Origin of the sequence: Streptomyces sp. NPDC085932, from assembly GCF_044540525.1 — a bacterium.
Lineage (GTDB): Bacteria > Actinomycetota > Actinomycetes > Streptomycetales > Streptomycetaceae > Streptomyces > Streptomyces levis.
Map to the genome: position 1 here is coordinate 1,558,083 of NZ_JBITSJ010000001.1, position 22,526 is coordinate 1,580,608.

Below are 22,526 nucleotides of genomic sequence, written 5' to 3' on the forward strand. Positions count from 1 at the left end.
GTAACGTCGCTCGTCACACGACGGGGGGCGCAGGAGCGGCCGCACTCTTCCCTTGGAGGCGAGTATGACCACCTGCTCTTCATCACCCCGCTCGAACGAACCTGCCATATCCCACGAGCCGAACGGGTCCGCCCAGCCGTCCGCCGAGACCACCGCCGCCACCGGTACGCACCAGGTGGAGCAGACGAGCACGCAGCTCCCCGCCGGCTCGTACGAGGCGTACGGCTCGCCCCGGACCGCGCCGACGGGCCCCGGCCCCGCCGCCCCCGGATCCCACCCGGCGGCCGCGGCGGGCCCGCAGCCCCCCGCCGTGCCGGAGCGGCCGAGTCACGCCCCCTCCGCCGCCGGTCCCTACCGCCCGCCCGTGCCGCCGACTCCGGCCGGCGCGGCCTGGACGGATCCCGCGGAGGCCCCGCCGGCCGCCCCCGGCCGGGAACGGCCGGATCCCGGTGAGGCCCCGCCCGTGACTCCCGGTCAGGACTGGACGGACCCCGCCGAGGCCCGGCCCGCCGCGCCCGGTGACGCGCGGACGTACGCGCCGGCCGGACCCGGCCCGTCCGACGTGTCCGGCCCGTCCGGGACCGCCGCGGCACCGGCTCCCACGCTCGGCCGGGACGAGCCCGCCCCGCCGACCGCCCCTGGCCCGGACGGGCCCCGGCCCGCCGCCGCATCCGGCCAGGACGAGGAGGCGGAGGCCTCGGCCGCCCGGCCCTTCGTCATCCGCTCCCTGGACGACAACCCGGTCGAACTCCGGCCCGGCACCGGCACCGGCGGGGCGCCCTACGGCGACGCGGTCAGCGACCTCGTGCACGCCGCCGTGGCCGACCGGCCGCTGGAGGAGGTCGTCGACCTCATCACCTCGCTGGAGGAGTCGGCGGACCACACCCAGGCCCGGGTCGACGCGCTCCGCACGGCCGGCGTGGCCCGGCCCGTGGAGGACGTGTCCCGGCTCATCGCCCTGCTGACCAAGCCCCCGCGCGAGGCCGACTGCGCGGACGAGGCGATCCGGGCCGCGGCCGCCCACCGCCCGGTCGAGGAGGTGACCCGGCTGGTCACCCTGCTGCACAAGGAGCCGCAGGAGCCCCACGTCCGGGAGGAAGCCCTCCGCGCGGCGGCCACCGGCCGGTCGGTCGGGGAACTGGTCGAGCTGATCGACCGCCTCGGCCTGGAACGCCTGGACCGCAACGGCCGTCCCGCGAACGCCGCTCCGCGCCCCGAAACCGGCGGCGACGGACCCGGGAAGCCGGCCCGCCCGGGCAAGCGCCGCCCGGCACGCGCCGGTTCGGGCGAGGCCCACCGGACCCTCGACGCCTCGCCCGGGGAGGAGAACCGCGCGACCGACCGGCTCGCCCGGTCCGTGTCCTGGTCGGGCTGGCTCGCCGCACTGGCGCTGGCCGTCTGCGCGGCGGCGCACTTCCCGCTGGAGCGCGGCGAGGCGTCCCTGCGGCTGCACGCGTTCGCGCTCGGCCTGTCGGTGCTGTGCACCGTGCTGGCGCTGCTGCTGGCCCTGCGCCCCGTCGCCGTGGTGCTGGCCGGAGCGGTGCTGGTGCCCACGGTGCTGGCCGGCGCCCAGGCCTACGGCAGTTCCTTCCCGTCGGCGTCCCTGTCCCGGGCCGTGGATCTCGCGCTCGCCCCACCGTGGCTCGCCGCCGCGACCGCGGTGTGCGCGGCGCTGCTGGCCCTCGTCGCGCTGGTCTTCCGCGTCCTGGCGCCGATCGCCGGCCGGCAGTGGGCGGCCGTCCCCACGCCTGAGGCACCCCGCCCGGCGGAGTGACCTCGTGGGCCTCGTACCGGACCGGATCCGCTCGCCGCGGCTCCGGTCCGGCCCATGCGCTACGGCGTCCGGTGGGCGAGCAGCCCGGCCAGCACCCGGTCGGGCGTGAGGGGCAGTTCGCGGAAGCGGACGCCCGTGGCGTGATGCACCGCGTTGCCGATCGCCGCGGCCGTCCCCACGATGCCGATCTCCCCGATCCCCTTGCTGCCCATCGGATTGAGCCGGGGATCGTCCTCGTCGAGCCAGTGCGCCTCGATCTCCGCGACGTCGGCGTGCACGGGCACGTGGTACGACGCCAGGTCCGACTCGACGAAGTCACCGAACGCGGCATCCATCGTGCTGCCCTCGGTCAGGGCCATGCCCAGCCCCATCGTCATGCCGCCGACGAACTGGGAGCGCGCGGTGCGGGCGTTGAGGATGCGCCCGGCCGCGTACACCCCGAGCAGGCGGGCGACCCGGACCTCGCCGCTGACCGTGTCCACGGTGACCTCGGCGAAGTGCGCCCCGAAGGCGTGCCGCGCCCACTGGCTCTCGGCGTCCGCCGTGCCCGCGGTGTCCGCGTGGACCTCGATGCCCCGCTCGGGCAGCGGCCCGCTGTGCCCGGCCAGCCGCCGCGCCAGCCGGGAGCAGGCCTCGTGCACCGCCCAGCCCCAGGAGGCGGTGCCGGACGAGCCGCCGGCCAGGGGAGCGGACGGCAGATCGGTGCTGCCGACCTCGATCCGCACCCGCTCCAGCGGCACCTCCAGCGCGTCGGCCCCCACCTGCGCCAGCACGGTCCGGGCGCCCGTTCCGATGTCGGTGGCGTCGATCCGCACCAGGAACGTGCCGTCGGGCAGCGCACGGGCCTCGGCGGTGGAGGCTCCCACCATCACCGGGTACGTCGCCGCCGCCACGCCCGTCCCCAGCAGCAGCGGCCCCTCCCGGCGTGAGCGCGGGCCCGGATCGCGCCCGTCCCAGCCGAACCGCCGTGCGCCCTCGCGCAGGCACTCGACCAGGTGCCTGCTGCTGAACGGCCTGCCGCTGTCCGGCTCGACGTCCGGCTCGTTGCGCACGCGCAGCTCGATCGGGTCCATGCCCAGCTCGTCCGCCAGCTCGTCCACGGCGGACTCCAGCGCGTACATGCCCGGTGCCTCGCCGGGCGCCCGCATCCAGGACGGCGAGGGCACGTCCAGCGCGGCGACCCGGTGCAGCGTCCGGCGGTGCGGCGCGGCGTACATCACGCGCGCGGGCACCGCCGCCTGCTCGACGAACTCCTTGATGCGCGAGGTGTGCGTGGTGACCTCGTGCGTGAGCGAGGAGAGACGCCCGTCGGCGTCGGCCCCGAGCCGCAGCCGGTGCAGGGTCGGGGCGCGGTGCCCGACCACCGCCGGCAGGCAGCGGCGGGGGAAGGCCACCGTGACGGGCCGGCCGGTGTGCCGTGCCGCCATCGCGGCGAGCACCACGTCGGGCCGCGGCGTGCCCTTGGAGCCGAAGCCGCCGCCGACGTGCTCGGCCGTGACGACGATGGACTCCTCGGGCAGCTCGAACAGCCCCGCGAGCACGGCCCGTACGGTGTGGGCGCCCTGGCTGGAGGTGTGCACCAGGAGCCGCCCGTCCTCCCAGCGGGCGGTGCTGGCGTGCGGCTCCATGGGGTGGTTGTGCAGCGCAGGCACCCGGTACACGACGTCGACCCGGGCGGCCGAGTCCTGGAACGCGCCGTCGGCATCGCCCTGTTCGCGTACGGCCGGCTGCCCCGCGTTGGCCTTCTCGGGCACGTACAGTCCCGGGTGCGACGTGCCCAGGACCACGTCGTGCTGTTCGGCCTCGTACTCGACGCGGACGGCGGCGGCGCCCGCCCGGGCCGCCTCCAGGGTCTCGGCCACTACCAGGGCCACGAACCAGCCGCGGTGCGGGACCCGGGGGCTCTGCAGCACGGCGAGCGTGGCGTCGTCCGGCTCCGCGAGCCGCGGCGCGTTCTCGTGGGTGAGGACGTCGAGCACGCCGGGCACGGCCAGGGCGGCCGCCGGGTCGATGCCGCTCACCCGCCCCCGGGCCACGGCCGCGGGCACGGGCCAGGCCTGGGCCCGCCCGGGCAGCGGGAACTCGGCGGCGTAGCGGGCGGTGCCGCCGACCTTCTCGCGGCCCTCCCGGCGTTCGGCCGGAGCGCCGATGGTGTGCGTCATGAGGCCCTCCCGGTGAGCGCGGTGTCCGTGAGCCGGGACAGCACGTCCACGGCGAGGTTCCGGGCGAGCGGCACCTTGTAGCCGTTGTCCCGCAGTGGCCGCGCGGCGGACAGCTCCAGGTCGACGGCGTGTTCGAACGCGGCGGTGGTCGGAGCGGCCCCGGCGAGCGCCTGCTCCGCGCGCCGGGCCCGCCAGGGCCGGTGGGCCAGCGCCCCGAAGGCGATGCCGACCCGGTCGGTCACACCGTCCTGAAGCCGCAGCACGACCGCGACGGACGCGAGCGCGAAGGCGTACGAGGCCCGGTCGCGCGCCTTGCGGTACGCCGACGGCAGACCCGCCGTCGCGGCCGGCAGCACCACGCCGGTGACCAGCTCGCCCGGCCGGATCTCGGTGTCCTGCTCGGGCCGGTCCCCGGGCAGCCGGTGGAAGTCGGCCGCCGCGACACTCCGGGCGCCGTCCGGCCCGGACAGCTCGACACGCCCGTCCAGAGCGGCCAGCGCCACCGCCATGTCCGAGGGGTGGGTGGCGATGCAGTGTGCCGAGTACCCGAGCACGGCGTGGTCGCGGTGGACGCCGTCGCGTGCGCCGCAGCCGCTGCCCGGCTCGCGCTTGTTGCACGGCTTCGACAGGTCCTGGAAGTAGGGGCACCGGGTGCGCTGGAGCAGGTTCCCGCCGGTCGTCGCGGCGTTGCGCAGCTGCCCGGAGGCGCCCGCGAGGACCGCCTGGGACAGTGCCGGGTACCGGTCGCGCACCAGGGGATGGGCCGCGAGGTCGCTGTTGCGGACCAGCGCCCCGATCCGCAGATCGCCGTCGGGCAGTTCCTCCACCGCGTCCAGCGGCAGGCGGGTGACGTCGATGAGCGCGGCGGGCGTCTCGACGCCGAGCTTCATCAGGTCGACCAGGTTGGTGCCGCCCCCGAGGTAGCGGGCGCCGGGGTGCGAGGCGTACGCGGCGGTGGCCTCCTCGACGGTCCCGGCGCGGACGTAGGCGAACTCCTTCACTCGATCACGTCCTCGACGGCCTCGGCGATCCTCGGATAGGCGCCGCACCGGCACAGGTTGCCGCTCAGCCGCTCCCGGATCTCCGCACGGTCCAGCGGTACGGGCGCGCCCGAGGGCACGGCCGGGTCGGTGACGTGCGAGGGGTGGCCGGCCGCGGCCTCGGCGAGCATGCCGGCCGCGGAGCAGATCTGGCCCGGGGTGCAGTAGCCGCACTGGAAGGCGTCGCGCTCCAGGAAGGCCCGTTGCAGCGGATGCGGTTCCTCCGCGTCACCGGACAGGCCCTCCACGGTCGTGACCTCGCAGCCGTCCAGGGCGACCGCGAACAGCAGGCAGCTGTTGACGCGCCGCCCGTCCACCAGCACCGTGCAGGCACCGCACTGGCCGTGGTCACAGCCCTTCTTGGCGCCGGTCAGGTCCAGGTCCTCGCGCAGGAGGTCGAGCAGGACCCGCCGGTGGTCGACGGTGAGCGTGTGGGGTTTGCCGTTGACGCGGAGCGTCGTCTCCGAGCGGTGCTGGTCGTTGCCCATGCGTGGTGGACCTTCCCGGGCGGGCCGTACTGCCGTAGGGACCGCGTATCCACCGGGCCACGACTGACACGTACGTCCCGCGAGGAAAGGGCCGGGACGCGCTAGCGCTCCGACCTCACCTGGTGGGCGTCGGCGCTCTCGCCGTCCCGGGACGGCGTCGCGGGCAGGATCGCCTTGAAGCGTTCGAACGTGCGTGTGATCTGCTGGAGCGGGGACGCGACGGGCGCGCCGGACGACTGCTCGCGCGGGGGAGCGGCCGCTGCCGTCTGCTGGTAGGCCGCCAGCGCCTCGTGGGCGCGCTCGGCCGCCTCCCGGTACAGGTCGCGCGACTTCGTCATGGCCTCCAGCGCCTCGGCGTACATGGCCACCAGGCCGCGCTGGCGGTTCAGCTCCTCCTGGAGGGTGAGCAGGTGCCAGTCCTGGCGCAGCGCCCGGAGGGACTCCTCGGCGCCGTCGGGCAGCGGCCTGGGCAGGGCGGCGAACCGCCGGACCGCGTCCACCAGGTCGGCCGGTTCCGTACCGTCGAGGAAGACCGCGCGGACGGAGAAGTCCCCGGCGTCGTACCCCTCGGGCGCCGGGGTGCCGGGCAGCACCACGGCACCACCGCGCGGCACCTCCACGCCGGAGTCGCGCAGCGCCCAGTTCAGCCCGCGCAACTGCTGCGGCGCGGCGCGGTGCTCCACCACGCGGTGCCGCAGCCCCGGCGGCAGCCAGCGCGCCACCGGCACCCGGCCCCGGTCGTCGGTGGTCATCGCCTCGTGGACGACCACATGGATGTACCACCCGCCCCGTACCGCGCTCCGCAGCAGGCGCCGGACCTCCTTGTCGTCCCGGGGGAGCGGGTTGATCTCGCCGAGGGACAAGCGCGCGGTGGCGTCCTCGTCCCAGGCCGTCTCCGGCTCGTCCGGCCAGAACAGCGCGGTGGGGGAGGGCCAGTCGTCGTTCCACGGCTCCTCCGCCTCGGCGGCCAGCAGCCACTCCCGGCGGTCGCCCGCCCCGGCGGTGACGCTCAGCCGGGCACGCACGGTCACCCCGCCGCCGGCCCGCCAGCGGGCCTCGAAGACCCGCTCGGCCGGGCCGGCCCCGGCCTCGGGCAGCTCCAGGAAGTCGTCGATGTCCCCGTCGTCCTTGCGTCGCTGCAGCGAGCGGCGGAGAACGTCTTCCGCGGCGCCTGAGGCATGGCGGCCGCGCGCCAGCCACACCGTGGCGGGGGTCAGGGGGCGGGCGGTGTCGGATGTCGGCATGAGTCCATCTGTGAGCGGGGGGCACGTGCGCCTGCCAGTATCGTCGCCGCAGGCAGGTGGGTATGACCCGGGGTCACGCAGTCCCTACCCCGGTCGCGCCGCGGCATGTGCCCCGGGCGCGGCGCGGTGCGGCACCGGGCGGCGCCCCGAGGTGGAGCGAGGAGTGCGGGAGGTGTGCGGCGCGCACGGGGTGTGCGCGCCGCGCGCACACCGGTGGATCTCACTCGTGGCCCGGCCGGTACGCGGTGCCGACAATGGTGCGCACGAGCAGGGCCCGCCCACCATCCGCATCGGGGCGGGCCCTGCTCGCCGCGCCGCCCGGCCGCGGGGGCGTTTTGCTCCTCTTATCGCATGAAGCGCCGTCATGCCCCGTCCGACCCGCGCGCCCTGGGCACACGCCTGGTCCGGTCCGCCGGCGGACCGGTAGACCGAGAGGCGTGGCTGCGCGTCCTCGTGCGGCGGGCGAACCGTCCCCCGCCCTGCCGAGGTGCGTCCCGCGCACGCCGCGACCCCCGCAGTTGTACGGCCTGCAGTCCCGAACGCCGCGTCACCACAGGGCACACACGGCTGAAGGAGAGCTGAGACAAGTGGGCAAGGACAGCGCGATCAACCCCGTCGGCCGGGCGTACCTCGGCGACGTGTTCATGCGGCACCCGCTCACCACCAGGAACCAGGAGGAGCTCGACATCGCCGCCAAGGCCGATTCCATCCTGGAACGGAACCTGCCGGCGCTGAAAAGGACCCCCGAGGGCGGAGGAGAGCAGATCGCCCCGGTGGGCTTCTCCCTCAACGGGGTGCGCTACGGCCGGTATCCCGAGGAGGAGAGCACCGCGCACGAGCGCGGATGGCGCGCCTACATGAATCTGGGCGTGCCGCTGATCGAGGAGCAGAGCGACATCGTCCAGCCGCCCCCGGACATGCTGTCGAAGCAGACCTACGTCAACGCCACCGACCCCATCGAGATCACCGCGACGGACACGGTCGAGTTCTCGATCTCGAACACGATCAGCTGGTCGCTCCAGGGCACGGTGCAGCTCACGTTCGGGGCCAAGGCCACCGCGTCGGTGCAGGCGCAGCTGCAGAAGGCCATGGCGCTGAACCAGTCCCAGAAGACCACGGTGAAGAACAGCAAGGACAACGTCGGCGTCGACAACGAGACCCAGACCCAGGCGACCGGCACGACGACGGCGTCCAGCTCCGTCACGGGGACCGGAGAGCTGTCGGCCCAGCTGATGCTCGGGATCACCGCGTCGGTCAGCGGCTCGCTGACCACCGCGTGGAAGCACACCTCGTCGCTCAGCCTGAAGGTGCCCAGCCGGGTCGACGTCATGGCCACCACACGACGGCAGATCAGGCGCTTCGACTACGCGATCCCCGTCACCTTCGGCGGGTGGCTCGCCCTGTACTACCCGGAGCCGGTGCCCGTGCAGTGGACGCCTCCACAGGCCGCGACCCCGCGCCACGCGAAGGTCCTCGCGTGGCCGCTCGGTGAGATCGCCCAGGCCAGCAACCACTTCGACATGGCGGACGAGAACAGGCACTTCCTGCAGAAGGGCGTGGCCGAGGTCGTCGCCGTCCGGGTCGGCGAACACCGGGTGTTCCAGCCCGAGAAGATCGACTACGAGAGCCAGCAGCAGCCGCTCTGACCGCCTTCGGTGTCACCGTCCGTCGAGGAGATCGGGAGACAGGGCCGTGTCCTTCAAGAACGTTTTCGATGCCGGTGGGAGCGAAGCCGGTTCCGCCAGGAAAGCCGCCGACGACCTCAACCGCGACACCCCCGGCGCCGGCGGCGTCTCGGGGGACGTGCGCGATCTGGAGAACGAGCGCGACCCGGGGGTGATGCGCCAGACGGCACAGGGCGCGTTCGACGTGATGGGGTTCCTCGGCCCCCTCCTGCAGAAGTTCCAGGACGTGTCCGCCGCGCAGCGCGGGGTTGCCGAGGACCCCGCTTCGACGTCGGGCATGGCCTCGTCGGCCATGAAGGCCGCCGGACCGCCGAAGGTGGACCTCAGCCCCGACGACCTGCCGAAGCCGGAGGACCTGTCGAAGCTCATCGGCAACCGGACGAGCTTCGCCCGGATCGCCACGGGCCTGGGGTCCTCCGAGGGCCTCGCGGTGGACCCGGCCCGGAACACGGCCTACGTGGCCGACCGCACCGGCCGGAAGCTGTCCGCGGTGAAGCTCGACACCGGCGCCCGGCACGTGGTCGCGAGCGGCCTCGGCGACCTGGGCGACGTGGAGGTGGACGGCGCGGGCACGGCCTACACCACCGACTACGCCGGTGCCCGCCTGGTCGCGGTGGACCTCTCCAGCGGTGCGAACCGCACGGTCGCCGGTGTGCCCGGCGCGTACGGTGTCGCCCTGGACGGCGCGGGCACGGCCTACGTCGCCAACTGGAACAACGGGCACCTGATCGCCGTCGACCTGGACAGCGGCGAGAAACGGACGGTCACCGACGCCCTGCCGGGCAACATCGCAGGGGTGGCGCTGGACGGGCAGGGCAAGGCGTACGTCGGCCGGCGGGAGGGCGGCGGCGACCTGTACGAGGTCGACCTGGCGGACGGCACCCACCGCCTGGTGACCAGTCTGGCCGGGGCGAGCACCGTACGCGTGGTGCTCGACGGCGCCGGCCGGGCCTACACCTGCGACCACGGGGGCGGGCGCCTGTACGAGATCACCCTGGCCGACGGCGCCCAGCGCGTGGTGGCGACCGGTCTGGGCGTCTGCGAGGGCCTCGCCCTGGACGGTGCCGGTGACCGGATCCTCGTCAGCAACCACGCGGGCGAGCTGTGGCAGATCTCCCTGCGCGCGGCCCGGGCTCTGGGCGGCGTCGGCACGGTGGTGGTGCCACCGGAGCGCAGGGCCTGACGGAAGGGCACCGGCCGGGGCAGGCGATCCCCCCGGCCGGCGCCTTCCCGGCCGGCGGCCCGCAGTTCGCCGCGGGTGCGCAGCACGCCCAGCGCCGGTGCGCAATCCGTTCGCCGCGGGTGCGCGGCACGTCAGCCGCGGTGCGTCAGGGCGCGCCGAGGCCGCGCAGCAGGGTGTCGACGACGATGTCGGCCGCCTGCCCCGGGGTCAGTCCCGGCATCTCGCGGGACACCAGGTGCATCAGCTGGGTGAGCAGCGCGCTCGCCCACCCCGCAGGGAGGTCGGCGCGCAACAGCCCTTCCTGCGTGGCCCGTTCGAGGAAGGCGTCGACCTCGCGGACGGAAGCGTCACGGCGGGCGCGGACCGCGTCGTCGTCGAGCATCCGGGCGAGGTCGACGGGCCAGGTGCGGTTGACGACGATGATGTTCTCGACGTACCGGTGCAGGGCGACGGCGACGGGCGCCTCGCGCAGCCGCGCGTCCTCGATCGCGTGCTCGATGGCGGTGAGGCGGGACGCGTAGATGGCGGCGAGGAGTTCCTCACGGGAGGCGAAGCGCCGGTAGACGGTGCGCCGGTCGACACCCGCCTCGGCGGCGATGCTCGCGATGCTCGCGCCCGGGTCGGCGGCGAGCATCCGCGCGCCGGTGGTCAGGACGGCTTCGAGATTGCGTACGGCGTCGGCTCTCACCGCACCGAGTCTGCCACAGCCGGTGGACGTTCGAACGCGGAGTGTCTCGTGGCTGTGGAGGAGCATGGCTCAAATGCCACAGGGCCGACCCACAGGCCCGTCACCCTCTCGAATGGTGACGCGCGATCCGGTTTCCCGGTCCGATGTGCGAGGCTGGATCCGCGTGGATCGACGCAGAGAGAAAGGGGACGCGCCATGAGCGACGTCGAGGAGAGGGCGCTGCTGGCGGGTGGCTGCTTCTGGGGGATGCAGGAGCTGATCCGGTCGCTGCCCGGGGTGGTACGCACCCGGGTGGGCTACAGCGGTGACGACGGCAAGCCCAACCCCACCTACCGGGACCACGGGCGGCACGCGGAGTCGATCGAGATCGTCTTCGACCCCACGGCCACCGACTATCGCGCGATTCTGGAGTACTTCTTCCAGATCCACGACCCGACCACCCGGAACCGGCAGGGCAACGACGTGGGGCTCAGCTACCGCTCGGCCATCTTCTATCTGGACGACGAGCAGCGGCGCGTCGCGCAGGACACCATCGCCGACGTCGAGGCGTCCGGGCTGTGGCCGGGTCCGGTGGTGACCGAGGTCGTGCCGGCCGGTCCCTTCTGGGAGGCGGAGCCGGAGCACCAGGACTACCTCCAGCGCTACCCCGACGGCTATACCTGCCACTTCCCGCGCCCGAACTGGCGGTTGCCCAAGCGCGCGGTGTCCTGAACCGCGAGATCTCGCGAGCGCGGCCGGGAAGGGTTCTCCCTTCCCGGCCGCGCTTGTTTTGTGTCGAGCACGGCAACGTGAAGCTAAAGGAGCTAAGTGCTACATTGAAGTGACAGATTCAAGTAGAGGCCCGGACAGGCCCGTCGGCTGCAGGGAGAAAGCGCATGATCACGTACGAACGGCTCTTCATCGGAGGCTCCTGGGTCGAACCGAGCGACCCGGACCTCCTCGACATCGCCTCCCCGCACGACCGGTCGCTGATCGGCCGCGCGGCGCAGGCGCGGCCGGCGGACATCGACCGCGCGGTCGCCGCGGCGCGCGCCTCGTTCGAGACCGGTGCGTGGCGCACCACCCCGCCCGGGGAGCGGATTGCGCTCCTGCGGCGCTTCAACGCGCTCCGTGAGGAGAACGCGGACCGGATCGCGGACCTGATCTCGCTGGAGAACGGCTCGGCCGCGTGGTTCACCAGGGCGGGCCAGCCGGGTCTGACCCGGCAGGCCAACGCCTACCTGAAGGCGGCCGAGGAGTTCGCCTGGGAGGAGACGCTCGTCCCCTCCGACCCGGCGTCCCCGGTGCGCAGTGTGGTGCGCCGTGAGCCGGCCGGCGTCGTCGCCGCGGTGATCCCCTGGAACTCGCCCTTCTCCTCCGCCACCACGAAGATCATCCCCGCGCTGCTCGCGGGCAACTCCGTGGTCCTCAAGGTGTCCCCGGAGAACTCCCTGAGCATGGGCTTCCTCGCCGGGCTGCTGGAGCGGGTGGGGCTGCCGGAGGGCGTGGTCAGTGTCCTGCCCGCGGACCGGGAGACCAGCGAGTACCTCGTGTCGCACAAGGACGTCGACAAGATCGCCTTCACGGGTTCCACCCGGGCCGGCCGCCGCATCGCCGCCCTCGCGGGTGAGCAGCTCAAGCGGGTCAGCCTGGAACTGGGCGGCAAGTCCGCCGCGGTCCTCCTGCCCGACGCCGACATCGGAAAGGCGGTCGCGGGCTTGAAGTTCGGTTCCCTGCTCAACAACGGCGAGTCGTGCATCGCCCAGACCCGGATCCTGGCCCCGCGCGACCGGTACGAGGAGGTCGTGGCCGCTCTGAAGGAACTGGTGGAGTCGCTGCGGGTGGGCGATCCGCACGACCCCGACACCTTCATCGGCCCGATGATCCGCCCCGACCAGCAGGAACGCGTGCGTGCCTACATCAGGCTCGGCATCGAGGAGGGCGCCCGCCTGGTCACCGGCGGCCCGCACGTCCCCCAGGGCCTGGAGAAGGGCAACTACGTCACGCCCACCGTCTTCGCCGACGTGACCCCCTCCATGCGGATCGCCCAGGAGGAGATCTTCGGCCCGGTCCTGGTCGTCATCGCCTACGACGACGAGGACGACGCCGTCCGCATCGCCGACGACTCCGAGTACGGCCTGTCCGGCGGCGTCTGGTCCGCCGACGAGGAGCACGCCCTGGCGGTGGCCCGGCGCATCCGCACCGGCACCGTCACGGTCAACGGCGCCCCGATCGCCTTCGACGGCCCGTTCGGCGGCTTCAAGGCCAGCGGCCTCGGCCGTGAATACGGCGCCGTCGGCCTCGGCACCTACACCGAGTACAAGACCATCACCGTTTGAGCCCGCACACGGTGAAGAGATCGATGTGCGTCACCCCTTTGACAGGTGACGCCGAAGCGAGCATGCTGAGAGTCGTCACGGAAGTGGGACGGTGTCGACTCCCGAACGGAGAACGGTCATGGGCAAGGACGTCACGACGGACGCCGCCGCGGTGCTGCGGCACGCACGGTTCGGTCAACTCCCCGAGCGCATCCGCTTTGAGGACATGACCGAAGAGGTGGAGACCGGGCCGGGCGGGGGCGCCGGCGCCGCCCACAACCCGGAGGGCTCGTGGAAGTACTACTCGTGCCTGGCGCTCGATCTGGGCCTGTGACGCGACGCGACCTCGGCGTGATCGCCACCTCGACCGGTGATGAACTGCCGTGATCTCGTCACCGCTTCAGCCGGTCTGCTCGACAGTCTTCCTGCGTGCGCGGTAGGCCGCCGCCTTGATCCTGTTGCCGCAGGATTCCATGCCGCACCACTGCCGCCGCGTGCCGCGGGACCGGTCGATGTAGACCCGTGTGCACTCGGGGTTGCCGCACTCCTTCATCAGGGGCACGTCGGGGCCGCTGAGCAGCTCGACCGCCTGGCGGGCGACGGTGGCCAGGGCCTGTGCGGGGGTGGCGTCGGTGTGCCGGCCCGCCAGGGTGAGCTGCGGTGTCACGGGAGTCTCGCGGGCGGCGGCGTTGAGGACGGCGAGTGCCTGCCGGTCGAACTCCTCGCCGAGGCGGCGGTCGGTGACGAGCCGGTAGACGGCCTCGCGCACGGTGATCGCCGTGCGGACGTCGTCCTCGGTGGCGGGTGTGATCGTGTCCACGAGTCCGGACTCCAGGTACCAGGCGTTGAGCCGGTCCGGCGTCACGAACATCTCGAACCGCGTCGAGCGCCGGGCCCGGAGCGTGGCCGCGAAGTCGAGCGCCGGGTTCCCGCAGACGAAGACATGGTCAAGATTCACATCACCATCCTGACAGGTGACAGCTCGGCCGTGCAAGGACGGTGACAGCTCGGCCGTGCGAGGTCAGGGCACCGCGCCCGGCCGGGTGAGGAGGGTCACCGCGCCCGACCGGGCGCGGAGGGGGCACTGCGCCCGGCCGGGCTCAGTCCGCAGGACGCGGCCGCTGCCGCACGGTGCCGCCTCCCTGCCCCAGGCGGAGCTCACGGCCCTGCCACCGCCCCCGCAACCAGCGGTCATGGCTCGCGACCACGATCGCGCCCGGCGCGGTGCCCAGCGCCTCCTCCAGCTCGTCGCACAGACGGGGGGAGAGGTGGTTGGTGGGTTCGTCGAGCAGGAGCAGCTGCGGCGGGCGGGCCACCAGAAGCGCCAGATCCAGGCGCCGGCGCTGTCCGACGGACAGCTGCCCGACGGGCTGGTCCAGAGCCGCCTCGGGCAGCAGACCCAGCTCGGCCAGCGGCACCCGCTCGGCCCGCTCCGGGCCCAGCGACAGCCGATAGGTTTCTAGGACTGTGCGGTCGGGCCGCTCGAACACGGAATCCTGGGCGAGCAGCCCGACCGTCACCCCCTCCCGTCTGCGCACCTCGCCCTCGGCCCGCAGCCGCCCGGCGAGCACGGCGAGCAGGGTCGACTTGCCCGTCCCGTTGCCGCCGGTGACCAGCAGCCGGTCCCTCGCCGGCACCTCCAGGGCGCCCAGGGCGAGCCGCCCCGGCACCCGCACGTCCCGCAGGGACACCAGCGGCCGCGGGTCCTCCTCGGCGCGGGCGGCGAGTTCCCCGGCCGCGAACCGCAGCGGCGGGGGCGGTTCGGCGACCCCGGTGCGCTCCAGCTCAGCCAGCCGCCGTCCGGCATTGCGCACCCGGCGGGAGATCTGGCTCTGCACCCGGCCGGCCCGGTGGCCGTAGCCCATCTTCTCGTTGTCGCGCGGGCCCCGGTCCGGAGCGACCCGGCGCGCGGTCACACCCGCGGAGTGACGCAGCGCCTCCCACTCCTGCCGCTCCTCCGCGTACCGCCGCTCCCAGCGCTCCCGCTCGGCGCGCTTCTCCCCCAGATAGGCGCTGTAGTTGCCGCCGTAGCGCACCGGTCCGTCCACCGCCGGATCGAGGTCGACGACATCGGTGCAGACGGCGTCGAGGAACGCCCGGTCGTGACCGGCGCACACCACGGCCCCCGGCAGCCCCCGCAACTGCTCCTCCAGGAAGGCGGCGGCATCGTCGTCGAGGTGGTTGGTCGGCTCGTCCAGCAGCAGCGCGGACGGGCGCCGCACCAGCAGGGCCGCCAGGGCCAGCCGGCCGCGCTGCCCGCCGGAGAGCGACCCGAGGGTCCGGTCGTGCCCCAGCGCGCCGAGCCCCAGCCCGTCCAGCACCAGGGCCGCGCGGCGGTCGGCGTCCCAGGACTCCCGGTCCTGGGCCTGTTCGAGCCGCCTGCCGTAGGCGTCCAGGAGTCCCTGGTGACCGGGGTCGTCCCGGGGCACGCGGGCGAGTTCCTCGCCGAGCCGTTCGAGCTCCGCGAGGTCCTCACGGGCCTCGCGCAGCGCCTCGTCCAGCACCGTGGCGAGGGTGGCGCCGGCGTCGAAGGGCATCTCCTGGTGCAGGAAGCCCAGGTCGGCGGGGCGCGAGACGCTTCCTCCGTCGGGTTCGTCCACACCGGCGAGCACCCGCAGGAGGGTCGACTTGCCGGCGCCGTTCTCCCCGATCAGGCCGATGCGCCGGCCGGGGGAGGCGGTCAGGGAGACGCCGTCGAGAACGCGGCGTCCGCCCAGGATGCGGACGAGGTCATGGGCGAGCAGAGAGGGTTGAGGCACAGGTATCCGTCCCGGAACGATGGTGGGTCGGCCCGCCGGGCGCACGGCCGCGGACGCGGGCCACTGCCGGTCCGGCGGATCACACCGCGGGCGCCCCCTCCTCCGTGAGCCTGCCGTCCTCCAGCCGCAGCCGGCGGCCGACGCCGATCTCGGCGAGGAACCGCTCGTCGTGGCTGATCACCACGAAGGCACCCCGGTAGGAGTCGAGGGCGCTCTCCAGCTGGCCGGCGCTGACCAGGTCGAGGTTGTTGGTCGGTTCGTCGAGCAGCAGCAGGTGCGGGGCCGGTTCGGCGTACAGCACGCAGGCGAGCGTGGCCCGCAGCCGTTCGCCGCCGGAGAGCACCCGGACGGGGAGGTGGGCCCGGGCGCCCCGGAAGAGGAAGCGGGCGAGCAGGTTCATGCGCTCCGCCTCGGGCCGCTGCGGGGCGAACACGGCGAAGTTCTCCGCCACCGTGCGGTCCACGTCCAAAAGGTCCAGGCGCTGCGAGAGGTAGGCGATCCGCCCGTCGTTGCGCCTGATCTCCCCGCCGTCCGGGGTGAGATCGCCGGTGACCAGACGCAACAGGGTCGTCTTCCCGGCACCGTTGGGCCCGGTCAGCGCGATGCGCTCGGGCCCCCGGATCGTCAGGTCGACGCCGCCCTGCGCGAACACGGGCCCGCCGCCGAGGTGGACCTGCATCCCCTCGCCGAGGAAGAGGGTGCGCCCGGCGGGCACCTGGGTGTCGGGCAGGTCCAGGGCGAGGCGCTGCTCGTCGCGCAGCGCGCGCCCGGCCTCGTCGAGCCGGGCCCTGGCCTCGCCGACGCGGGCGGCGTGCGTCTGGCCGGCCCGGCCCGCCGACTCCTGCGCGCCCCGTTTCATGTTGCCCGCGAAGATGCGCGGCAGGCCGGCGTTCTTGAGGTTCTTCGCGGCGTTGCTCGCCCGGCGCTCGGCGCGTTCCCGGGCCTGCTGCATCTCCCGCTTCTCCCGCTTCAGTTCCTGCTCGGCGTTGCGGACGTTCTTCTCGGCGACCTCCTGCTCCGCGCGCACGGCCTCCTCGTAGGCGGTGAAGTTGCCCCCGTACAACCGGAGTTCGTCGCTGCCCAGTTCGGCGATGCGGTCCATGCGGTCGAGCAGCTCACGGTCGTGACTGACCAGCAGCAGACAGCCGTTGAAGTCCGACAGCACGTCGTGGAGCCGGTGCCGGGCCCGTACGTCGAGATTGTTGGTCGGCTCGTCCAGGAGGAGGACGTCCGGGCGCCTGAGCAGCTGGGCTGCGAGCCCGAGGGAGACGACCTGGCCACCGCTGAGCGTGCCGAGGCTGCGGTCCAGGGCGAGGCCGGCCAGGCCGAGACGGTCGAGCTGGGCGCGGGTGCGCTCCTCGATGTCCCAGTCGTCGCCGATGGTGACGAAGTGCTCCTCGCTCACGTCCCCGGACTCGACGGCGTCCAGGGCGCGGATCACCGCGGCCACGCCGAGCACGTCGGCGACGGTGAGGTCGCCGGTCAGGGGGAGGGTCTGCGGGAGGTAGCCCAGGGTCCCGTCCACCGACAACGTGCCGGTGAGGGGGGTGAGTTCCCCGGCGATCAGCTTGAGCAGCGTGCTCTTGCCGGAGCCGTTGGGGGCGACCAGACCGGTACGGCCGGCCGTGACGGTGAAGGACAGGTCGTGGAAGACGGGGGTGTCGTCCGGCCAGGCGAAGGACACGTGGGAGCAGACGACGGCGGCGTCGGACATGGAGAGAGACCTCGGAACGGGTGCGGACAGAGAGAGCTCTGCCCGGGGCAGACGTGGGACAAGGGGGTACGACGAACCGGCCACTACGGCTGCGCTCCTCGGCGCGTCCGGTGGCCGTCAGTTCCGGATCTCACCCGGAGATGTCGTCTTCACCCACCACGTCTGTTACTCCTCGCTGCACGGTCAAGGTCACTTACAGCGTAACAGCCGGCCCCGCGAAACCGTGGGCGGCGACGGGCCGCCGAGCGTCGTATCCTGCCCGCTTCCGTTCGAGCGCGGTCACCGCTCGCCCGCTTCCCTGCACATTCCTTTGGAAAATGCCAAAGCGTTCACCTGGGCCGTGCACCCACCGTAGTGTCGTGCTCACGTTCGCGGGAACGGCCGTGCAGGGGGAGGGGATTCGGCGTGCCCGGAATCGACGAGAGTCTGCTGGAGGCCATGCGGCTGCCCGGTGCCCGGGGGGCGGCGGTGGTCGACTGGATCAGCGGCCTGGCCCTGGGCGCCGTGGGCGACGCTCCGGGCGGCGACCCGGAGGCGACGGCGGCGGAGACCGCCGAGCTCGCCCGGCTCGCCACGGAGAGCGGGGTGCTCGCACCGGCGGACGCCGGCCCGGGCAAGGAGCCACCCGTGCAGGATCTGATCCTCACCAACACGGACTCGTACCACCTGCTGAGGTTCGTCAGCACGACGTTCGACAGCACGGTGTTCCTGCACTTATGGCTCGACCGCACGGACGGCAACCTGGCGCTGGCCCGCATACGGCTGGCCGAGATGGCGGACAGACTGGTGCTCGGATGATCACGCAGATCCTCACCTCACGCACCGACGAACCGGCCTCGGCCCGGCTCGCCACCCTGGCCGAGCGGAGCGCGAGCGGTGCCCTGTCCACCGAGGCGGGGATCGTCTACCTGGCCGCCGGACGCGTCGTCCACGTCGAGTCCGCCCACACCCCCGCCCTCGGCGACCTGCTCACCCACAGCGGAGCGCTCGCCTCGGACGGCTGGTGGGAGGCGATCGACCGGGCCGGCCGCCGCTGCCGCGTGGGGCGGCAACTCGTGGACAGCGGCCATCTCGCCGCCGGCGCGCTGGAGTTGTGCCACCTCGGCGCCCTCTTCGACGCGGCGTACTTCGTCCTCGCCCACGACGGTCCGGCCCTGCGCTTCCGGCCCGGAGTCGCGCACTGGCTCGGCGCCGTCCGCTCCGTACCGGTGGACACCGTCCTGCGCGAGTCCAGACGCCGCCGCGAGCTGCTGCACCGCATATGGCCCGAGCCCGCCGTCGACCGGGCACCGCTCGCCCGAATACCCGAAGCCGGGCCGGTGGACCTGCCCGCCCGCCGCAGCCGGATCCTCGCCCAGGTCGACGGCGTCCGCACCGCCGCGCAGATCGCCACGGCCCTGGCCTGCCGCACCTTCCACACCCTGGTCGAACTCCGCCGCCTGGCCGCCGCCGGGATGGTCGCCCCGGCCGACTCCATGGCTCCCGGGGACCCTTCGGCTCCCGCAGCCTCCGTGGCGCCCGACGCGCCGGTGACGTCCCCGGCGCCCGCCGCCCCGGCCGCCGGGTCCGCCGCGCCGGTGCCCGCCCCCCGTCCGGCGTTCCCGGACGAGCCCGACACCGCTCTGCTGCGACGGCTCCTGCACGCCTTGGAGGCACTGTGATCCGCGCGCGACGCCAGCGTGCCGAAAGGAGACTGCTCATGGCCGTCGAAACCGACGTCCTGGACGAACTGCGTGGGCTGCGCACCCGCATACCCCGGCTGACCGGCGCGCTCGCGGCCACCGTCGACGGACTCGTCCTCGCGCACGACGTGCCCGAGACCGAACCCGAGGGACTCGCGGCGCTCACCGCCGCCGCCCTCGGCGTCGCCCACCGCATGACCGACGCCGCCGCCCGCGGCGACTTCCGCGAACTGCTCGTGCGTGGCTCGGGCGGCTACGTCGCGACCTACGCGGCCGGTGCCACCGCCGTCCTCACCCTGCTCGCCGAGGACCGGGTCAACGTCGGCCGCCTCCACCTGGAGGGCCGGCGCAGCGGAGCCCGGATCGCCGACCTGGTCGCCACGCGCGTCGGACCGGGCACCGGCCGCCACGCCGACCGTCCGGCGCCCGCGCCGGCCCCGGAGCGGGCCCCCGCGCCCGCGCTCGACACCGAGGAACACCTCACCGCCGCACCCCCGGCCACCACCACCCGGCCCATCGGAACCCTGCCGGTACGCACCCCGCAGCGCCCCGCCCACCAGCCACGCCCCCAGGCCGGCACCTGAACCGCCCGGCACCGGGCCGTCCGGCACCGCGCCGCCGGCCTTCGAGTGCCGGGCCTTCGCACCGCCCGGCCCCGGAACGGCCCGCGCCTGAACCGCGGAGCCGCTCCGCACTCCCCGACCGACCACCGGACCACCCGACCACCACCGAGGAAAGACCCAAGGAAAGGAACCCACCCATGGCCAACACCGAGACCGCGCTGAAGGAATGCCTGGCCTCCATCGACGGAGCCACCGCCGTCGCCCTCGTGGACTACACGAGCGGCATGGCGCTCGGCACCCTCGGCGGCGGCAAGGACTTCAACCTCGAAGTCGCCGCCGCCGGCAACACCGACGTCGTACGGTCCAAGCTGCGCACCATGGAACACCTGGGCCTGAAGGAGGAGATCGAGGACATCCTCATCACCCTGAACACCCAGTACCACCTCATCCGCCTGCTCAAGGGACGCGGGGGCAGCGGGCTGTTCCTCTACCTGGTGCTCGACGGGAGCCGGGCCAACCTCGCGATGGCCCGCCACCAGCTCCGCAAGATCGAGGCCGACCTGGAGGTCTGAACCGGCACCACGGGACGGGCCCTCCGCCACGGACACGCCGCGGAGGGCCCCGGCACGCCGGACCGCCGCGTCTACGGTGAGTGCCATGACGGCACCCCTGGACGTGCTGGTCGTCGGCGCGGGCCCCACCGGGCTCGCCCTCGCGACCCGGCTGAGCGCCTACGACACCCCGTTCCGGATCGTCGACCGCTCACCGGACCGCGCGCGGGAGTCCCGTGCCCCGGTCGTCCAGCCCCGCACCCTGGAGGCGCTGGCCGGCCACGGCGTCGCCGACGACCTCGTCGGCCGGGGCAGCACCACGGTCCGGCTCCGCCTCCACCTGCGCGGACGGGAGCTGCACGTCCCGGTGTTCGACGTCGGGTGCGACGACACGCCGTACCCCTTCCTGCTCTTCCTCCCGCAGTCGGAGACGGAGGCCGTCCTGACGGACCGTCTGGCAGAGCGGGACGTCAGGGTCGAGCGGGGCACCGAACTTCGTGGGCGCCGAGCCCGCAGGCGGGTACGTCACCTGCCGGCTGCGGCGACCGGACGGCGTCGAGGAAACCGTGCGGGCCCGCTACGTCGTGGGGTGCGACGGCGCCCACAGCACGGTGCGCGCACGGGCGGGCATCGCCTTCGAGGGGTACGCCTACCCGCGGACGTTCCTGCTGGCCGACCTGGAGGCCGACGGCCTGGAGCCGGGCTGCGCGCACACCTTCATGACCGCCGCCGGGCTGCTGTTCTTCTTCCCTCTCGGCACCCCCGCCACCTGGCGGATGATCGCCATGCGCCCTGCGGGGGCTCCGGCCGAGGAGGTCACCCTCGATCTCCTCCAGCGCATCGCCGACGACTGGACGACCGGTCGGGTGAGGCTGCGCGACCCGGTCTGGACGACCTCCTTCCGCCTGCACAACCGGGGCGCCACCCGGTACCGGAAGGGCCCGTTCTTCCTCGCCGGGGACGCGGCGCACATCCACAGCCCGGCCGGGGGACAGGGCATGAACACCGGCATCCAGGACGCGCTCAACCTGGGCTGGAAACTCGCCCACGTCTGCCGGGGTGCGGCGCCTGAAGAACTGCTGGGGACGTACGAGGCCGAGCGGGCCCCCGTCGGCCGCCAGGTGCGGCGCCTCACCGACCGGGCCTTCACCGTCGGTACGGGCAGCCACCCCGCCCTGCGGCTGGCCCGCGTCCACCTGGCCCCGCGCGTCGCGCCCCTCGTCCTGCGCGTGACGGGCCTGCGTGCACGCCTGTTCCGCGCGGTCTCCGAACTGGCCGTCCACTACCGCAGGAGCCCCGCCTCCACCACCGGGCCGGACCGGCCGAGGGGCGGCCCGCGCGCGGGCGACCGGCTGCCGGACCTTCCCCGCGGCCTCCAGCGGCGCACCGCCGGACCCGGCTACCACCTTCTGCTCACCGGCCCCCACCACCTCTGGCCGCAGAGTCCGCCGGTGCACGAGCTGGTCACCGTCCACCGCCTCGGCGTGGACGGTCCATGGCCCGGCGTCACCCACGCCCTGATCCGGCCCGACGGACATGTGGGCTACGTGGCGGGCGGCACCGACCTCGCGGGCCTGCGCGCCTACCTCGCGCGCTGGCTGCCGGGCGCCTAGGCCGGCAGACCGGCGAGCCACTCGACCAGCAGGCGGCTGGTCTCGGCGGGGCGTTCCTGCTGTACGAAATGACCACATCCGTCGAAGAGGTGGCGAGCCGTCAGGCCGGGGAGCGTGACCGGGAACGCCTCGACGGCGTCGGCCAGCCAGGCCAGCGACGCGTCCAGGCGGCCGGCGAGGAACAGCGACGGCTGGGTGACGGGGGCGCCGGCGAATGCTGCCAGGTCCTCCCAGTCCCGGTCCATGTTGCGGTACCGGTTCAGGGCACCGGTCATCCCCGTCCGCTCGAACTCCCCGGCGAAGACGTCCAGATCCGCCTCGCTCAGCCACTGCGGCAGGCGCCCCTCGGGGAACCGGTCCCGCATCCTCCCGCCCCGTGCCACGAAGTAGGGTCCGGGCTGCCCGGGACGGCCGGCGGGTGCGGACAGGGCCGCGTAGAACCCGGCGAGCCAGCCACGGACGTCGGGTTCCATCTCCGCCTCGGCGCGGCCGGGCTCCTGGAAGCGGGAGACGTAGAACTCCTCGTCGCCGCCCATGGCCGCGAAGACGTCGCTGGGCCTCGGGCCGCCGGGCGGGGTGTAGGGCACGCTCAGCATCCCCACCGCGCGGAACACGTCGGGCCGCACCAGCGCGCAGGTCGCGGCGATGCTCGCGCCCCAGTCGTGGCCGACGACCACGGCCGAGTCTTCTCCCAGCGCCTCCACGACCGCGACGGCGTCCTCCACCAGGGCGAGCATCCGGTAGTCCGCCACGGCCGCGGGCCGGGAGGAGCGCCCGTAGCCGCGCACGTCGACGGCCACCGCCCGGTACCCGGCCCCGGCCAGCGCCGGCAGCTGGTGACGCCACGCGTACCAGGACTCCGGGAAGCCGTGCAGCAGCAGCACGAGGGGCCCGTCCCCCTGTTCGACGAGGTGGACGCGGCCGGCCGGTGACGGCACCAGGCGGTGCGTGCGGTCGGCGGCGGACGTCTGGGGCATGGATCCTCCCGCGGTCGGAAAGGGACGCTGCGTCACCGATCATCCGGCGTCCGCCCGGCCGGACCGGAACGACGTTGCCGGTTCGGCAAACGCGGCCGGTTCGGCC

The 22,526-nt window shown here is 74.0% G+C and carries 20 protein-coding genes and 1 pseudogene; 12 read left to right on the forward strand and 9 right to left on the reverse strand.

Annotated features, from left to right (window positions below; all coding sequences use genetic code 11):
• Positions 1 to 64 precede the first annotated feature (64 nt).
• Entirely contained in the window at positions 65 to 1,774 is a 1,710-nt protein-coding gene (locus ACIGAQ_RS06580) for a hypothetical protein (RefSeq protein ID WP_399779591.1), read from the forward strand.
• Positions 1,775 to 1,833: 59 nt separating this feature from the next.
• On the opposite strand, the gene ACIGAQ_RS06585 is transcribed toward ACIGAQ_RS06580, so the two are convergent.
• The 4 genes from ACIGAQ_RS06585 to ACIGAQ_RS06600 form a co-directional block, all read right to left on the reverse strand.
• Positions 1,834 to 3,936 (reverse strand): xanthine dehydrogenase family protein molybdopterin-binding subunit, encoded by a 2,103-nt coding sequence (locus ACIGAQ_RS06585; RefSeq protein ID WP_399779593.1) that lies wholly within the window; start codon positions 3,934 to 3,936, stop codon positions 1,834 to 1,836.
• Positions 3,933 to 4,937 carry an FAD binding domain-containing protein gene (locus ACIGAQ_RS06590; protein ID WP_399779595.1) on the reverse strand — a complete coding sequence of 335 codons (1,005 nt, stop codon included), beginning with the start codon at positions 4,935 to 4,937 and terminating at the stop codon, positions 3,933 to 3,935. Before ACIGAQ_RS06590 ends, ACIGAQ_RS06585 begins: the two co-directional genes overlap by 4 nt.
• A complete protein-coding gene (locus ACIGAQ_RS06595; RefSeq protein WP_311686302.1) occupies positions 4,934 to 5,464 on the reverse strand; it encodes a 2Fe-2S iron-sulfur cluster-binding protein in 531 nt (176 codons plus the stop codon). Before ACIGAQ_RS06595 ends, ACIGAQ_RS06590 begins: the two co-directional genes overlap by 4 nt.
• A gap of 101 nt (positions 5,465 to 5,565) precedes the next feature.
• Positions 5,566 to 6,708 carry a hypothetical protein gene (locus ACIGAQ_RS06600; protein WP_399779597.1) on the reverse strand — a complete coding sequence of 381 codons (1,143 nt, stop codon included), beginning with the start codon at positions 6,706 to 6,708 and terminating at the stop codon, positions 5,566 to 5,568.
• Between the two features lie 587 nt (positions 6,709 to 7,295).
• On the opposite strand from ACIGAQ_RS06600, the gene ACIGAQ_RS06605 reads away from it, so the two are divergent.
• Positions 7,296 to 8,354 (forward strand): gluconolaconase, encoded by a 1,059-nt coding sequence (locus tag ACIGAQ_RS06605; protein ID WP_311686298.1) that lies wholly within the window; start codon positions 7,296 to 7,298, stop codon positions 8,352 to 8,354.
• A gap of 46 nt (positions 8,355 to 8,400) precedes the next feature.
• Complete coding sequence (locus tag ACIGAQ_RS06610; protein WP_399779599.1) at positions 8,401 to 9,576, forward strand: hypothetical protein; 1,176 nt, start codon at positions 8,401 to 8,403, stop codon at positions 9,574 to 9,576.
• Positions 9,577 to 9,721: 145 nt separating this feature from the next.
• On the opposite strand, the gene ACIGAQ_RS06615 is transcribed toward ACIGAQ_RS06610, so the two are convergent.
• Complete coding sequence (locus ACIGAQ_RS06615; protein ID WP_311686401.1) at positions 9,722 to 10,210, reverse strand: TetR family transcriptional regulator; 489 nt, start codon at positions 10,208 to 10,210, stop codon at positions 9,722 to 9,724.
• Positions 10,211 to 10,459: 249 nt separating this feature from the next.
• On the opposite strand from ACIGAQ_RS06615, the gene msrA reads away from it, so the two are divergent.
• The 3 genes from msrA to ACIGAQ_RS06630 all read left to right on the forward strand — a co-directional run bounded on the left by msrA (position 10,460) and on the right by ACIGAQ_RS06630 (position 12,895).
• The gene (msrA, locus tag ACIGAQ_RS06620) at positions 10,460 to 10,975 is read left to right on the forward strand and encodes a peptide-methionine (S)-S-oxide reductase MsrA (RefSeq protein ID WP_399779601.1); all 516 of its coding nucleotides are present in this window, start codon (positions 10,460 to 10,462) and stop codon (positions 10,973 to 10,975) included.
• Positions 10,976 to 11,139: 164 nt separating this feature from the next.
• Positions 11,140 to 12,582, forward strand: a complete 1,443-nt coding sequence (locus tag ACIGAQ_RS06625; RefSeq protein WP_399779603.1) for an aldehyde dehydrogenase — start codon at positions 11,140 to 11,142, stop codon at positions 12,580 to 12,582.
• 118 nt (positions 12,583 to 12,700) lie between these two features.
• On the forward strand, positions 12,701 to 12,895 hold the full coding sequence (locus tag ACIGAQ_RS06630; protein WP_311686290.1) for a hypothetical protein: 195 nt from the start codon (positions 12,701 to 12,703) through the stop codon (positions 12,893 to 12,895).
• 66 nt (positions 12,896 to 12,961) lie between these two features.
• On the opposite strand, the gene ACIGAQ_RS06635 is transcribed toward ACIGAQ_RS06630, so the two are convergent.
• The 3 genes from ACIGAQ_RS06635 to abc-f all read right to left on the reverse strand — a co-directional run bounded on the left by ACIGAQ_RS06635 (position 12,962) and on the right by abc-f (position 17,034).
• Entirely contained in the window at positions 12,962 to 13,519 is a 558-nt protein-coding gene (locus ACIGAQ_RS06635; protein WP_399779606.1) for a CGNR zinc finger domain-containing protein, read from the reverse strand.
• Positions 13,520 to 13,661: 142 nt separating this feature from the next.
• Positions 13,662 to 15,320, reverse strand: a complete 1,659-nt coding sequence (locus tag ACIGAQ_RS06640; RefSeq protein WP_399779608.1) for an ABC-F family ATP-binding cassette domain-containing protein — start codon at positions 15,318 to 15,320, stop codon at positions 13,662 to 13,664.
• Between the two features lie 79 nt (positions 15,321 to 15,399).
• Positions 15,400 to 17,034, reverse strand: a complete 1,635-nt coding sequence (gene abc-f, locus ACIGAQ_RS06645; protein ID WP_362283430.1) for a ribosomal protection-like ABC-F family protein — start codon at positions 17,032 to 17,034, stop codon at positions 15,400 to 15,402.
• A gap of 405 nt (positions 17,035 to 17,439) precedes the next feature.
• Here abc-f and ACIGAQ_RS06650 point away from each other — a divergent pair, with 405 nt between their 5' ends.
• From ACIGAQ_RS06650 to ACIGAQ_RS06675, 6 genes and pseudogenes are all read left to right on the forward strand, one after another.
• Positions 17,440 to 17,832 (forward strand): hypothetical protein, encoded by a 393-nt coding sequence (locus ACIGAQ_RS06650; protein WP_399779610.1) that lies wholly within the window; start codon positions 17,440 to 17,442, stop codon positions 17,830 to 17,832.
• On the forward strand, positions 17,829 to 18,695 hold the full coding sequence (locus tag ACIGAQ_RS06655) for a hypothetical protein (RefSeq protein ID WP_399779612.1): 867 nt from the start codon (positions 17,829 to 17,831) through the stop codon (positions 18,693 to 18,695). Before ACIGAQ_RS06650 ends, ACIGAQ_RS06655 begins: the two co-directional genes overlap by 4 nt.
• 38 nt (positions 18,696 to 18,733) lie before the next feature.
• On the forward strand, positions 18,734 to 19,300 hold the full coding sequence (locus ACIGAQ_RS06660) for a roadblock/LC7 domain-containing protein (protein WP_311686279.1): 567 nt from the start codon (positions 18,734 to 18,736) through the stop codon (positions 19,298 to 19,300).
• Positions 19,301 to 19,476: 176 nt separating this feature from the next.
• Complete coding sequence (locus tag ACIGAQ_RS06665; protein WP_311686277.1) at positions 19,477 to 19,851, forward strand: hypothetical protein; 375 nt, start codon at positions 19,477 to 19,479, stop codon at positions 19,849 to 19,851.
• Between the two features lie 85 nt (positions 19,852 to 19,936).
• Positions 19,937 to 20,275, forward strand: a pseudogene (locus tag ACIGAQ_RS06670) (FAD-dependent monooxygenase); the annotation flags it as partial.
• A gap of 52 nt (positions 20,276 to 20,327) precedes the next feature.
• On the forward strand, positions 20,328 to 21,443 hold the full coding sequence (locus ACIGAQ_RS06675) for an FAD-dependent monooxygenase (protein WP_399779615.1): 1,116 nt from the start codon (positions 20,328 to 20,330) through the stop codon (positions 21,441 to 21,443).
• Here ACIGAQ_RS06675 and ACIGAQ_RS06680 read toward each other — a convergent pair.
• The gene (locus ACIGAQ_RS06680; RefSeq protein WP_399779617.1) at positions 21,440 to 22,420 is read right to left on the reverse strand and encodes an alpha/beta fold hydrolase; all 981 of its coding nucleotides are present in this window, start codon (positions 22,418 to 22,420) and stop codon (positions 21,440 to 21,442) included. The genes ACIGAQ_RS06675 and ACIGAQ_RS06680 overlap by 4 nt on opposite strands.
• Positions 22,421 to 22,526: the final 106 nt, after the last annotated feature.